The sequence below is a fragment of the Halococcus hamelinensis 100A6 genome (genome assembly GCF_000336675.1).
In the GTDB taxonomy this organism is placed as follows: domain Archaea; phylum Halobacteriota; class Halobacteria; order Halobacteriales; family Halococcaceae; genus Halococcus; species Halococcus hamelinensis.
This window is the reverse complement of sequence record NZ_AOMB01000036.1, coordinates 29,288-43,187: the sequence shown is the minus strand read 5'-3', so window position 1 is coordinate 43,187 and position 13,900 is coordinate 29,288. Positions and strand designations below refer to the sequence as shown.

Here is a 13,900-nt window from a genome sequence, read left to right as displayed (position 1 = left end):
ATTCCTTCGCCATGTGTCGGGATTCACCGATACGATACCGCGGATCCACATTCGACACATAAAAGGGTTCAGTCTTCCTCAACGCGTATCCGATGTATGGCATGTATTCGAGGTGCTCTCCGTCATCTCGATCGCCGCACCACCTCAGTGCTAAACACGAAACGTCGACCCGAGCGAAGCCATACGCTCAGTCGTCGTTTGGTTTCAGGCGTGAGAGTCGCATCGCGTTGCCCGTTACCCCGAGGCTCATCCCCATATCGCCGACCACGACTGCGAGTGCAACACTCACGTATCCCAGCGGGACGCCGACGGCCAGCAGTGCCTTCACACCGAGACTCATCCAGATGTTCTGGCGGATCACTTCGTTCGCCGTCCGTGAGAGCCTGTAGAGATACGGGAGTTTCCCGATGTCATCCCCCATCAGAGCGATATCGGCGGTTTCGAGTGCCGTGTCCGTCCCTGCTGCGCCCATCGCGATCCCGACGTCGGCGGTGGCGAGTGCGGGTGCGTCGTTGATGCCGTCGCCGACCATCGCGACGTCGCCATGTGCCGCCTGCAGCTCCTCGATAGCGTCCACCTTCTCGTCCGGGAGCAGTCCCGCACGGTACTCGTCGACACCGACCTGCTCGGCGATAGCCCGCGCTGTCTCTTCGTTGTCGCCGGTGAGCATCACGACGTGGTCGACGCCACGTTCGTGCAGGCGCTCGACCGCACGCTGCGAGGTCGGACGGACTTCGTCAGCGATCGCGATCGCCCCGACCAACTCGGCTCCCGTGCCAACGAGAACCACTGTTCGTCCCTCGTCTTGGAGTTCGGCGAACACGTCCGCATCGAACACTTCCCGCTCCGACGGACCCCTTCGAGAAACACCATCCGAGATGGTTCCCCCGTCGGTCACGCCGCGAGTTCGGGAGAGGTCGAAACCGAGTTCCTCGAACAGCGCCGGCTTGCCTGCGTAGTACGTTTCGCCATCGATTTCGGCTCGAATCCCTTTTCCAGTCAAACTCTCGAACTCAGATGGCGTAGGGAGGCCGGTGAGTTCAGCTTCGTCCGTCCGAGCGAGGATCGCCTCGGCGATGGGGTGTTCGCTTCGCCGTTCCAAGCCTGCACCGTATCGGAGAACGTCCATCTCGGTGTGGTCTCCCAGTGGAACGATGTCGGTGACCGTGAGTTCACCCTTGGTGAGCGTTCCCGTCTTGTCCAGCGCGACGGCGTCGACTGCACCCATCGTTTCGAGGTGATTGCCGCCCTTGATCAGTACGCCGTTCTTCGCAGCGCTCGTGATCCCGGAGACGACCGAAACAGGTGTCGAGATGACGAACGCACACGGACATGCGATGACGAGCAGGGTCAACCCACGGACGAACCACGTCTCCCAGGGCCATCCGAGTGCGAGTGGTGGTACTGTTGCTGTGAGGAGCGCCAGGACGACGACCAAGGGCGTATAGTATCCCGAAAACCGGTCGACGAACTGCTCTTGGTCGGTTCTGTTCTCCTGGGCCACCTGTACCATCTCGATGATGCGTGAGAGCGTCGAATCGCCCGCCGTCGAGGTGACTTCCACTTCGAGATACCCCTCCGCGGTGATACTCCCAGCATATACATCCGCACCTTCGGACTTATCGACGGGGACGCTCTCCCCGGTGATCGGTGACTCATCGACCGCGCTCTCGCCCTCGAGGACCGTTCCATCGAGCGGGACCTTCTCGCCGGGGCGGACGATGACCGTTTCTCCCACCGCCACGTCGTCGGTCGGTACGGTCACCTCGTCGCCGTCCCGGCGAACCGTGGCCTCGTCCGGGGAAAGCTCCATCAGTTCACGAAGCGAGTTCCGTGCCCGGTCCATCGCGTAATCCTCGAGGAGTTCCGCGATACTGAAGAGAACCGCAAGCGTCGCCGCCTCGACGAAGTAGCCGATACCGGTAGCCGCGATGATCGCCGTCCCCATCAGCAAGTCGATATCGAGACTCAGGTTTCGCGCCGAGTAGTATCCATCACGAACGACCGGATAGCCGCTGACAGCGACCGCGACGAGAAAGAGTCCATCCGAAAGGCTGAACGATGAACTGAGAAGGGTCGCCATCTCTAGGTTCTGCCCGGCGAGAACGAATTCGAAGAGAAGACCGAACACGAGGAATCCCGCACCGATCCACGTCTTGATCGCGCGGGAACTCGTCCAGATCTCCGACGGCGGTGCGATATTCGTCTCACCTCCTGAGCTCTCGTTGGGGTCGTTTTCGTCGCCGACTACCTCGTAGCCCGCTCCTTCGATAGCTGCAATCACGTCAACCTCGGTGGTACGGTTTGGGTCGTAGGTGACGGTAGCTGTCCCGGTCGTCGGCTGGAGCGTCGTTTCAACAACCCCGTCGACACGGTGGAGGCTCTTGTCGACTTTTCGTGCACAGGATGGACAGTCCATCTCCGGAACGGCGAGACGAACAGATAGCTGTCGCCCCTGCTCGGAACTGCTTGCTTGATCCCCGGTGTCCATACGTTCGGTCATCCTCTCAAAGTAGGTCGGATAGTTCGATAAGACTTCGTTGGAATATTCCAAACTAGAGTTCGTGGTCAGGGCGTTGGCGATGGCTCGTCCGGGAGCTGCTCGCGGGCGATGTGTCGCTTTGCGAGGTGTTCTTCGGCCCGTCTGAGTCGGTAGGTGAGCGTCGAGCGGGGTACGTGGAGATGCTCGGCCAGCTCACCGACGTCGATTTCCCGAGGGGACTCGTAGTAGCCGTGTTCGACGGCGGCTTGAATCGCCGCCTGCTGTTCGGATGGGAGTTCGTCGAGGCCGGTGGCGGTATCACCCATCGATGGGGAGGCGACCGCGGTTCGAAGCATCTCCATCCGGGCGCAATCACCGACCGCTGTTTCGAGTTCGTCGAAGAAGTCGCTCACGGCACCTTCGCCGGAGTGGATGATCCGCCAGGTGTAGTGGCGGCTCTCGTGGCGCGTATCGAACAGCAACCCGTCACCGAGATGGTCACGAGCGATGTGGGGAATCGAGGCACAAAGCGGGGTCCGTTCCCAGTACGAATAGAGGACGAGCGTTTCAGCGGTCCGGTCGAGAACCTGTGTGGTCTGCGTCGCGTTGCAGTCCTCGGTGGCGAGACAGTCGGCGTAGTAGTCGCCGTTGAGAAACGCGTCTTCGATGTCAGCGAGGGCATCGGGCGTTCCCGTCGCATGGTCGACGCGCCAGAGTCGGTCCTGAGTGACGTGCAGCGAGAGCGAGCGGATCGAGGCCCCCGGGTGGCCAGCCAGCGTATCGGCTACCCGATTGCAGCCGGGTTCGTATTCGAGGGCGAAGACGAGTTCGCGCATGGGCCGAGATAGCCGCTACAAGTTCATAACAGGTGTCGATAGTAAACGTCCCACTGGATCGGATGGCCGAACCCGAGGAGATAGCCAGTGCGGTGGCGTTCCTCTGCTCATCCGACGGCTCGTACATCACCGGTCATACGCTTCCCGTTGATGGAGGGCAATCTGCCGACTAACTGGTGGTCGATCCTCAGTACTGGTGTATGGGGTAGCGTTTCCCACCCACTGAGGTGCATAGAGGCGGAGTACGAAGGGCTCAGTAATCAGTTCATGGACCTACGCAAAAATAGCCCGGTCGAGTTGGTCACTTGGGGATGCGGAACGGTCGGTTATCGGCGAAGCTACGAACGGCTTAGGCGAGATGACGAACCGCACTACTCGCCGAACGAAATGGAGACATCGTCGACTAACTGACTAAGCATCGGGTTCGGAGTAACTCGTGAACCGAAGCTAGCAACTTTCTGGCTGGAGTACGTGCTGAGGTGATCGCTCGGAAGGGATGAAACAAAAGGACCATCCTCATATGCGATATAGCACAGTACAATGAGCAACGCACCGAAAACCGAACAACGGATTCGGGAAGCCGCGTTCCGTGCGCTCGCCGAACACGGCTACACGGACCTCACGCTCGTGGACATCGGGGACGAACTCGGTCAGAACCCGTCGCTGATCTACCACTATTTCAGTAGCAAAGACGAGCTGTTGCTTTCGATGCTCGACGTCTTCGTCGAACTCTTCGTCGGACGGCGGGCGGAGGAGCCGATCGACGATCCGGAAGCGGACCTCCGGGGATTCGTATCGCAGCTCCTCCATCCGGACCCGACACGAGTGGAGGAAGTAATGGAATCGCCGCCGGCCGACATCGAGACGGCTCTCTCACGGGTGTTCGTCGAACTCTGGGCACACGCGACGTGGGACGACGAGTTCCGTGCGGAGACCACGGCCATCGAAGCACGCGTCCACGAGACGATCGCCCGAATCCTTCGTGTCGGCATCGAGCGTGGGTGTTTCGTCTCGGTAGACCCCGAGCTGACGGCCGACCACGTCTTCTTCCTCCTCAAGCAGGGCCTCCACACCCGTGCGACAACGGATTCGGGGACCGCAACCGACCGCGTCGAACGGATCACCGACGACATCATCGACGACATCTCCAGACGCGACTGACGAGGATCCCGCCCCATCAGAGGGACGACCCCAACCGAGAATGGTGCCCGAAAGGCTTACAATTAACTAATCGGTCAATTAATTCGTGCAGTCCACAGATTCGGTCGACAGTGCCCGGCAGCATCCGGCCGCCCTCCAGAGCCGCGACGCCCATCTCGCACCCTTCGAGTGGTACGCCGAGATGCGGAGTGAGGCCCCCGTCCATTACGACGAACACCGCAAGACGTGGGACGTCTTCCGCTACGAGGACGTCGATCACGTTCTTCGCAACTACGAGCAGTTCTCGGCGGACCGCTCCGATAGGGGCGACGACCCCTCGGACGATGCTGGGAGTGATATGACCGTTCTCAAGACGATGATCAGTACGGACCCCCCGGAGCACGAGCGTCTGCGAGGGTTCGTCAACGAGCGTTTCCAACCCGGGATACTTCGCGACTATCGACCCCGGCTCGAAGAACTCACCGACGAGCTGATCGATGGATTCGAGGACACCGATCGATTCGATTTCGTCGAGGAGTTCGCCGTTCCGTTCCCGGTGACGGTCATCGCGGAACTGCTGGGTATCCCCGCCGAGCGTCGTGACCAGTTCAGGGAGTGGTCGAACGCGCTCATCGCCCGTCCAGACGACCCGAGCGAGGAAGCCGTTCAGCGCATGAGACGACAGCGCGAGACGGCGCAAAGGGAGATGGGTCAGTACTTCGCGAAGCTTCTCGAGGAACGACGAGCGGGAGAGGGGGACGACCTCGTCACACTGGCGGCGACGGCGGACGAACTGAACCAACAGGAGAAGATCGGCTTCTGTATGATCCTCCTCCTCGCGGGCAACATCACGACCACGAACCTCCTGACGAACGCCATCTGGTCTTTCGAGGAACAGGGCGTCATGGATGCCGTCCAGTCGGGTGATATCGACCGCAAGCGAGCCATCGAGGAGGTGCTTCGCTATCGCTCCCCGATCCAGGAGATACAGCGGGTGACGACCGAGAACGTCGAACTCAGTGGGCACGAGATCGAGGCCGGGGAGATCGTGAACGTCTGGGTTGGCGCTGCGAACCGTGACCCGGACGTCTTCGACGAACCGGAGGCGTTCCGTCCGGAGCGGAGTCCCAACCAACACCTCGCGTTCGGAAAGGGCATTCACTACTGTCTGGGCGCGCCGCTCGCACGTCTCGAAGCGGATATCGCGCTCGACCGTCTCCTCACGCGTTTCGACCGACTCGATGGGGACCTATCGGAACTACGACCGATATCCAGTCACTACGGTCTTCGCTCTCTTCCCTGTCGGATAGCGTAGACCGGTACTGATCTCGTGGAAGGAATATCCTGCCGAGCGATCTATCGCCGATGATCCAGAGATAATCCTCTCAGTCACCTCGTTCCGGCAGAAGCGGGGAGAACCAGCTTCACTTGGTTTGAATCGAGTATCGATTACGATCGCTATCCGATTCTTTTCTCTTCAATCAGCGGCCTGACCGCCGTCGACGGGGAGCGTGTGGCCGGTGATGTACGACGCATCGTCAGAGCAGAGGAACGCCACGACACCGGCCATCTCGTCGGCAGTCGCGCCACGGCCCATCGGAACGTCGACCATCGCCGACGTGTCGAACTCGAACTCCGTCGGATCGGTGTTCCCACCTCCGGAGTTGGCTTGAATGTTTGTCTCCGTCGGACCGGGTGCGATCGCGTTGACACGCACTCCGCGACTGGCGTACTCGAGGGCCACCGTCTTCGTGAGTCCGACGACGCCGTGCTTGCTCGCCGAATAACTCGCGAGACCGCCCATCCCGACGAGACCCGCCTCGGAGGCGGTGTTGACGATGGCTGCACCGCCTTCGTCTGCCATCACCGGGAGTTCGGCCTTCATGCAGTTCCAGATCCCCTTGAGATTGATGTCGAGCAACCGGTCCCACTGGCCGTCCTCGATATCGGTCACTCGCGCGAATCCGGTCAGTATCCCGGCGTTGTTGTGGGCGAAATCGAGCCCGCCGTAGGTTTCGACAGCGGTGTCGACCATCTCCTCGACGGAGTCCGGGTCACTGACGTCCACTTCGACGAAGACCGCATCCCCTCCAGCGTCCTCGATGATGTCGACCGTTTCCCGCCCGGTATCCGCTACGACGTCCGCGATCACGACGTTTGCTCCCTCTGCAGCGAAACGCTCGGCCGATGCCCGCCCGATACCGGATCCGGCTCCCGTGACGACCGCGGTTTTGTCGCTGATCCCTTGCATAGCAACTAGTAGATTGATCGATCAATCAAATAAGCGTTGCTATCGGCCGACCTCGGATGCGAACCCGGTCTCAGTCTGGACCGTACAGCGCTTCGGCCCCCAACGAAAACCCTGCGCTCGCGCTATTCGGGGTTACGCAGGTCGACCGAGAGCTCTCGCTCCGTGAGATCATACAGGTTGGTACGTGTCATCTCGGTTGCTTCGTCGCGGTCGACGGCCGTCTTCGTGTGGAGTTCGTGCAGAAAGAGTGCGAAGATGTGTTCAGCGGTCTTCGTCGGTGGCGTCTCGCGGAACTGTCCCTCCTCGATTCCCCTTTCGAGCGTCCGTGTGATCTCGTCGACGAACCGGGTTTCCAGTTCGGTGATCTTCGCTCGATACCGCTCGTCTCGGGTCGCCTGTGCCCAGAGTTCCGCGTAGACGTAGACGAGAACGACGTCGAACTCGATCTCGTCCGCCGTGGTAACGTCGTCCGTCGTGACCGAGAACGGGTCGAAGAACGCATCGATCAGGTCGGCCAGGTCTTCTTTCGGATTGGACGGTTCATCACGGCCTCGTTGGTCGACGAACTCCTCCTCGACCAGATCGAGCGTCGAGAGCAACAGGTCGTCCTTGTCGTCGAAATAGTGATACAGGAGCGACGAGCTCTGGCCCAGCTCCTCCCCGATCCGTTTGATGGACAGGTCGGCATACCCGTGCTTGGCCAGCGCACGGATCGCAGCGACCCTGATTCGCCATTCGGTCCCTTCCCTGTGACTCATATACCGATCACAACGTATGTCGGCTGTCTGAGCGGCATTGTATACTGTTTTGGGACCGCTCTTCTATACGTTTCTCCTTCGAGAAGCGGTGAGTGGCCGCTCGTTACATCCCGTAGAACCGCATCGGAAGGCTATCGAGCCCGTAGGTGAGCGGCCAGGACATGGGTTCCGGATCGAAGGATTCCTCCGCGAGTTCGATGTCCTGAATCCGGTCAGTGACGGCATCGAGGATGGTGTCACCTTCCAGTCTCGCGAGCGGTGCCCCCAGACAGACGTGCGGGCCGAACCCGAAGGCAATGTGGCGATTCGCCCGTCGGTCCGGTTGGAACTGTTCCGGGTCGTCGAACACCTCCGGGTCCCGATTGGCTGACCCGATCCACGAGGTGACCTGCTCGCCGGCTGGGATCGTCACACCACTCAGCTCCACTTCTTCGGTCGTGTGACGACCGGAGAGCGACTGAACGGGTCCTCGGTAGCGAAGCGACTCCTCGAACGTCAATTCCCTGTCGAGCTTGCCATCACGCAAGTTCTCGTACTGATTCTCCTCCGCGAGCGTCCAGAGCACGCTTCCGGCCGCATGAGTCGTGGTCGAGTGGCCGGCGAGGAAGAGGAAGATGCAAAACGAGATCTGCTCCTCCTTCGAAAGGGCGTTCTCGGACGCTTCGGTGCTCGTGATCGCCGAAATCACGTCGTCACGGTCTTCGCCTCGACGCTCTTCGAGGAGCGTGCCGATGTACTCGCGTATCTCTTTGAATGTTCGTTGAGCATCCTTCCAGTCCTCTGATTCCGACGCACCACCACCGCCCATGACGTCACTCCACTGCTTGACCGTATCCCAGTCCTCACGTGGTATGCCAAGTAATCGGGAGATCGTGAGAACGGTGACCGGAGCCGTAAGTTGTCCGATAGCATCGATAGCGGGGCCGTCCTCGAGCGTCCGGTCGAGTTGCTCATCGACGATGGAGCGAACCGACGAACGCAGCGATTCGAGGTTTCCTGGCTGGAAGAACTCGTCGACGACGCCGCGAAGCCGGTCGTGTTCCGGCGGGTTCTCATCCACGAGAACCGTTCCGAGAACGTCGAACGAATCGAAATCCGACAACCCCGCCGAGGAGAAGGTTTCGTAGTCCGAGAGCACCCGTCTGACGTCGTCGTAGCGGAAGACGTCCCACCGCTCGCGTTCCTCGTCGTATCGGACGGGCTCAGTGCTGCGCATCGTCTCGTACCAGGTGAACGGGTCCACCCGCCGCTGTGATGGTTCGAGACCGCTCGGGAGCTTCATATCGAGCTCGGGGTTTTGCGTTGCCACACGCAGTTTATTGAACGGTCAATTAATAGGCCTTCTGCTCAATCGCTTCTCTGATACCGTTCTTAGTCAAAAGTGTGATTCTAGGAGCGACCGATTCTACTCCAAGGGATCTCGCCAGTCGGAGGTCGTTTTGGTTTCGAGAGCATACCTAACCAGCCGGTACCGTGGAGGGCATGACACCGGTGTTTCCACTTGAGACCGAACAAATCGAAGTGTTGGCGAAGAACGCATTTCATCACGCTGGGATGGTCGCTATCGATATCACTGAAGAGAACCTATCGCTGGTGACCGAGAGGGCTACGAGGACGAGGTCATTGATACGAAGGAGAAGATCGGCGAGTACGTCTCTCAGTGGGCGACAGTACAACTGGTGGAGAACACAGTCCTTCTCTTGATAGACGCCTTGCACATCAAAAAAGGGGAGATATCCGCCTCGAGAGAATTGAGGGTCCGTTTAGTAAGGCGAGAGGTCCCGCTCACGTCGATAGAGCTCTGTTCGATCGCAAATTCAATAGTAACGCCTCCCGGAATCTGATTATAGTGTACTCCTTGTTGTGAGCTATTACTTCTGAATTATAGTCTTTCAAACTTTTTTGCTGCTTGTCAATATACCACTCGCAATACTATGACACTTGGTTAGCTAGAAAAGGGGAGTCCAATCCTATTGGTGTGTTTGTAACAAAAATTGAGTTCTCTACCTATGATACCAGCCACAGTACCATTACCAAATTTCAGAACATCTGACCCGTTCTGCGCGTCGTTCTCGGATGATTTGGTTTCAGGCTCTTTGCCAGTACTAAATACCATGCGGCCCCTATAAATAGATGTCTATGGTTCTCAAATATACCAACCCCTCTATCTCTGCTATCGCTGATAGCCTCCACTCTCATTTCTTCGAAAATCAAAAGTATTTGCTCGAAAAGTAGTACTGAACACTGTTCTACGCTTGCCCGCGGACAAGCCGAGCTCGTGCGATTCTACTTCTTCAAGCCAATTGAGCCAAATCAAAAATCTAGAAGGTCAGATACCAATTTGTATGGGAAACTGTGGTATTATAAGAAAATATTCACAAAATTATTTTGCGCACGAGCACCTCCTCGATGGGTGATTTGGGTGTGCTCTCCATCTGGTGAACGAATCTATATTCCCTCAATGATCAGATATCATCATCCGGCTGGATGTCGTTACCGGGCCAATCGTCGTAGGCATCCGCTGGGTTCTCGATTATCTCCTTGGGTTTGTAGATCGTCAGTCCCCCATCTACGATCCGACCATCCGGGAGGTGATACAGGTTGCCATCGGTCGTGTCCGGAATATTTAATTTCATGAGATCGGATCGGAACTCGGAGGTGTCGATATCAGTGTGGCCGTCGGCAGTGAGGACGTGGTTCTCTGCGGCCCGTCGCTGGTCCGTGTGGCGTTTCTTGTCGACTTTCTCGAAGTCAAGCGTCTCCTCAACGTAGGTTCGGAGTTGGCCGAGTGCCACCGCGTCGTCGCCGCTTGGCTTGAGCGCTACGTTTACCTGCTCCAGTGGATCCGTCTTGAGATCGAACAAGAGGTCCTGAAAGTCCCCCCTGAACCTGATATACTTGTAGTGCCCATCCCGGACCATTCGATACTGGGTGCCCTTACCCCACCGCTCGTTGAGCATATCGCAAACGACGGGTCCGTGGTCCGGTTCAGTTCCCTCGCGAACGGCTTCGGATAAATCGACACCATCTATCTCTCCCAATGTGTCGATGTCGCAGAGTCCACACAGTGTCGGGAAGAGATCCACCAGTCCGACTGGCGTCTCCAACCGAGCAGCCTCCCGTTCTCCGGATCGGTGGTCGGGTGTCTGTATCATGAGAGGAACTCGCGCCGAAGCTTCGTGCCAAGTACTTTTCCACCAAAGCCCGTGCTCCCCGGCCAGTTCACCATGGTCGGACGCATATACGACGATCGTATCTTCGAGGAAACCACCTTGGTCCATGAGTGAGAGGAAGTCCCCGATCACCTCGTCGACAAAGTCGATGCAGGCGAGATACGCCGCACGAGCTTTTTGCGACTCCTCCTCAGGGATGTCGTCTATTCGTAAGTACTCTACGAGATGTTCGACGACTGGGTGGTTCATCGTGTCGCCCTCGCGTCCTACCTTTGGTTCCGTAACGCCTTCGGGCCAGTATCGATCTAGGAACCGCTTCGGAACCGTCAGTGGGAAATGAGGCCGCGAAAACGATGCACAGAGGAACCACGGTTGGTCTGAATTTGCGTGCGCCTGTTCCCGAACCCAAGAGAGGCTCTCGGTGAGAACAGTACGTTCCTGAAGCTGGCTCTCGGGAATCTCAGTAACACCGGCATCGGCAGTGCGCGTTCTAAATGGTGGCCTGCCAAGCCCACGATTCTCTTCGATCGGTCTGATCGGATCCGGTTGGTGGCCCACCTCTCCCGTCAGATCCCCGTAGGGACGGTCCTCAAAGCCACAGAACTGACGGTTCCCACCGAAGTGCATCTTGCCGACGAGCGATGTTGCGTAACCGGCCTCGCTGAATGCCTCGGGCATCGTTCGTCTGTCGGGCAGCAACGTACTCCAATTATCCCAAGCACCCGCACCTGGTACCTCACGCCCAGTAAGCATCGATAGTCGTGACGGAGTACAAAGCGGCATTTGACAGTATGCTTGGTCAAATACCGCACTTGAGGCGGCCATCTCATCCAAAGTCGGCGTAGTCACCGGCTCGCCGCGGCCGTCGTCGTCGTCGTTGAGATGTCCGAGCCCGCGATAGCTATGCTCATCGGTCATCAGGAATAGGACGTTCGGTGTATCAGTCATCGTCGTATGGTCGTTGCCGTTTTGTGTACTTGGGTCATAGGTTGATGCGTCGGAATCGGTCGTTGTGTCGTGTTTTTGGGCAGTCGATGGCGTTCGAAACCCGTATGCGGCCGAGCCACATTCGAATCGGCGACGACGGATCGGATACCCCTCAGAGTCTCATATCTTGGACATAGGCTCCTCGCCTCCATCGGTGATATCGCTACTCTCCCAGTAAGGGTGGTCCTCGTAATCACGGAAACAAGCCGCTTGATACAGGTCATCCGCCGGATCGACGGCGAGTTCGGGGTGCTCCTGGGTACACACCTCACGAGCCTTCGGACACCGCGTGTGGAACCGACAGCCGGATGGGGGATTGACCGCATCAGGGATGTCGATACTCCGAATCGGCATTCGCTCACCGCTCTCGCTGAACGTACTGAGTTCGGGTGTCGCCCACTTGAGTGCCTTCGTGTAGGGATGACTCGGATCTTCGATGACCTCCGACGCCGGGCCGAACTCAACTATCTCTCCTAAATACATGATCCCGATGTAGCCGCCGGTCTTCTTCGCCATATAGCGGGCGTTGGAGAGGTCATGAGAGATCATGAGATACGACGTTCCGATGAGGTCCTGAAGCTCGATCATCAGGTTCATCATCTCGACCCGAAGCGAAACGTCGAGGGCGCTGATTGCCTCGTCAGCCAAGATCAGCTCCGGATTCATGATCAGCGCACGAACGAGTGCGACCCGTTGTTTTTCCCCACCGCTCAGCTGGTGGGGATATCGGTCGGCGTAATCCTGTGCAGGGGACATACCAACGCGTTCGATCATCGAGAGGATCCGGGCACGTTTGTCTTGGGTGTCGAGTTCGGGGTACCACCGACGAAGCGGCTCCATGAGGCTCGCCATGACCGTCCGGTTCGGGTTAAGGGAGCTTCCCGGGTCCTGGTGGATTATCTGCAGGGAACGCCGGATCTCCCGGTACGGCATCTCACCCTTGCCCTTCTTTGCGGCCCAGATATCGTGGCCCCGATACTCGACGCTCCCAGCAGTCGGTTCCTGTAAACCGATCGTCGTCTTCCCGAGGGTGGTCTTCCCACAGCCGCTTTCGCCAACCAGTACTACGACCTGGTTTTCTGGGATCTCAATCGAGACCCCGTCGACGGCCTTTACGACTTCCCGTTCGGAGAATAGGTCGAACAGTCCCGAGTTCTTCGCGAACTCGACGCTTACGTCGTTGAGTGTCACAACTGGCCGATCGGCAGTGTCACTCATCGCTGTTCCCTCCTTGGCTGGCCATCGGAATCTCTTCGACCGCCTGCTCCCAGTGGAAACAGGCTGCTTCGTGGTTCTGGGATACCGACTGGAACGGGGGCGCTTCGGCTTCGCATCGTTCGTCGGCGAGCGGACAGCGCGGGTGGTACGAGCAGCCTGCAGGGGGGGTAACCGGGTCGGGGGCTGCCCCTTCTACTGGTTTCATCTGATCGATCGGCGCGCTGATGTCCGGCGTCGCATTCAATAGCTCCCGCGTGTACGGATGTGACGGTTCGGTAAGGATCTTCTCGGTCGGCCCGGTCTCGACGAACTCAAAGGCGTACATGACCGCGAGACGGTCCGCAAGCCGGGCAACGAGAGGTAGATCGTGCGTAATGAACACCATCGTCAGGTTGTACTTGTCCCTGACCTCCCGCAGTAGTCTGATGATCGATCGCTGCATCAGCAGGTCGAGCGCAGCAGTTGGCTCGTCCATCACCAGCATATCTGGTTCGAGCAGGAGACTCAACGCGATCAGCGCCCGTTGCTTCATCCCGCCACTCAGTTCGTGAGGATAGGACTCAAGCACCCGGTTCGGGTCGAGGTAGAGGTCGGCGAGTAGCTGGCGCGCCCACTCCATCCCCTCGCGCTTCTCGACACCGTGGGCGCTCAGCGTCTCTTTGAAGTGAGCGCCAACTCGTATCGTCGGGTTGAACGCGCTCAGAGCGCCCTGAAATACCATCGAGACGTCGTTCCAGCGAAACTCTCGAAGTGCCTTCCCTTCGAGACCGAGCACATCGAGGGATTCACCCTCCTCAGGGGTATAGCGAATTTCGCCGGAAGCCACGCCAGGGTCGACGACCGCGTTCAACAGCGCGTCGGCGAACATCGACTTCCCGCTCCCGCTTTCGCCGACGATCCCGACGATCTCGCCGTCGTAGATGTCCATATTGACGTCGTTCAGCACGCGTGAAGTACCGCGATCCATTTCGAACGTGACCGCGACGTCACGCGCGCTGATGATCTTCCGCCGGTCGTTCCGATTCGATTGTCGGTTAGTCTTTTCGAGGTTCATT

The 13,900-nt window shown here is 58.7% G+C and carries 10 protein-coding genes and 1 pseudogene; 3 read left to right on the top strand and 8 right to left on the bottom strand.

What is annotated here, in order from left to right:
• Positions 1–187: 187 nt before the first annotated feature.
• A complete protein-coding gene (locus C447_RS13090) occupies positions 188–2,503 on the bottom strand; it encodes a heavy metal translocating P-type ATPase (RefSeq protein WP_029601652.1) in 2,316 nt (771 codons plus the stop codon).
• A gap of 65 nt (positions 2,504–2,568) precedes the next feature.
• Positions 2,569–3,318, bottom strand: a complete 750-nt coding sequence (locus tag C447_RS13085) for a helix-turn-helix domain-containing protein (RefSeq protein ID WP_007694652.1) — start codon at positions 3,316–3,318, stop codon at positions 2,569–2,571.
• A gap of 47 nt (positions 3,319–3,365) precedes the next feature.
• Between C447_RS13085 and C447_RS17735 the strand changes: the two are divergent.
• The 3 genes and pseudogenes from C447_RS17735 to C447_RS13075 all read left to right on the top strand — a co-directional run.
• A pseudogene (locus tag C447_RS17735) lies at positions 3,366–3,491 on the top strand (SDR family oxidoreductase); the annotation flags it as partial.
• Positions 3,492–3,858: 367 nt separating this feature from the next.
• Complete coding sequence (locus C447_RS13080) at positions 3,859–4,479, top strand: TetR/AcrR family transcriptional regulator (RefSeq protein WP_007694650.1); 621 nt, start codon at positions 3,859–3,861, stop codon at positions 4,477–4,479.
• Between the two features lie 85 nt (positions 4,480–4,564).
• On the top strand, positions 4,565–5,773 hold the full coding sequence (locus C447_RS13075) for a cytochrome P450 (RefSeq protein ID WP_007694648.1): 1,209 nt from the start codon (positions 4,565–4,567) through the stop codon (positions 5,771–5,773).
• Positions 5,774–5,935: 162 nt separating this feature from the next.
• Here the strand turns inward: C447_RS13075 and C447_RS13070 are convergent, their stop codons facing one another.
• The 6 genes from C447_RS13070 to C447_RS13045 form a co-directional block, all read right to left on the bottom strand.
• Positions 5,936–6,709: an SDR family NAD(P)-dependent oxidoreductase gene (locus C447_RS13070; protein WP_007694646.1), complete on the bottom strand. Its 774-nt coding sequence runs from the start codon at positions 6,707–6,709 to the stop codon at positions 5,936–5,938.
• A 122-nt stretch (positions 6,710–6,831) separates the two neighbouring features.
• Positions 6,832–7,467, bottom strand: a complete 636-nt coding sequence (locus tag C447_RS13065) for a TetR/AcrR family transcriptional regulator (protein ID WP_007694644.1) — start codon at positions 7,465–7,467, stop codon at positions 6,832–6,834.
• Between the two features lie 103 nt (positions 7,468–7,570).
• Positions 7,571–8,776, bottom strand: coding sequence for a cytochrome P450 (locus tag C447_RS13060; RefSeq protein ID WP_152416163.1), 1,206 nt, complete (start codon positions 8,774–8,776; stop codon positions 7,571–7,573).
• A 1,156-nt stretch (positions 8,777–9,932) separates the two neighbouring features.
• The gene (locus C447_RS13055; protein ID WP_080505385.1) at positions 9,933–11,588 is read right to left on the bottom strand and encodes a sulfatase-like hydrolase/transferase; all 1,656 of its coding nucleotides are present in this window, start codon (positions 11,586–11,588) and stop codon (positions 9,933–9,935) included.
• Between the two features lie 159 nt (positions 11,589–11,747).
• Positions 11,748–12,818, bottom strand: a complete 1,071-nt coding sequence (locus tag C447_RS13050; RefSeq protein ID WP_007694641.1) for an oligopeptide/dipeptide ABC transporter ATP-binding protein — start codon at positions 12,816–12,818, stop codon at positions 11,748–11,750.
• Positions 12,819–12,837: 19 nt separating this feature from the next.
• Positions 12,838–13,899 carry an ABC transporter ATP-binding protein gene (locus C447_RS13045; protein ID WP_007694640.1) on the bottom strand — a complete coding sequence of 354 codons (1,062 nt, stop codon included), beginning with the start codon at positions 13,897–13,899 and terminating at the stop codon, positions 12,838–12,840.
• Between the last annotated feature and the right edge of the window lies 1 nt (position 13,900).

Coding starts and splice junctions, on each gene's coding strand:
- C447_RS13085 (WP_007694652.1), bottom strand. CDS start 3,318: ATGCGCGAACTCGTCTTCGCCCTCGAATACGAACCCGGCTGCAATCGG.
- C447_RS13090 (WP_029601652.1), bottom strand. CDS start 2,503: ATGACCGAACGTATGGACACCGGGGATCAAGCAAGCAGTTCCGAGCAG.
- C447_RS13045 (WP_007694640.1), bottom strand. CDS start 13,899: ATGAACCTCGAAAAGACTAACCGACAATCGAATCGGAACGACCGGCGG.
- C447_RS13055 (WP_080505385.1), bottom strand. CDS start 11,588: ATGACTGATACACCGAACGTCCTATTCCTGATGACCGATGAGCATAGC.
- C447_RS13065 (WP_007694644.1), bottom strand. CDS start 7,467: ATGAGTCACAGGGAAGGGACCGAATGGCGAATCAGGGTCGCTGCGATC.
- C447_RS13070 (WP_007694646.1), bottom strand. CDS start 6,709: ATGCAAGGGATCAGCGACAAAACCGCGGTCGTCACGGGAGCCGGATCC.
- C447_RS13080 (WP_007694650.1), top strand. CDS start 3,859: ATGAGCAACGCACCGAAAACCGAACAACGGATTCGGGAAGCCGCGTTC.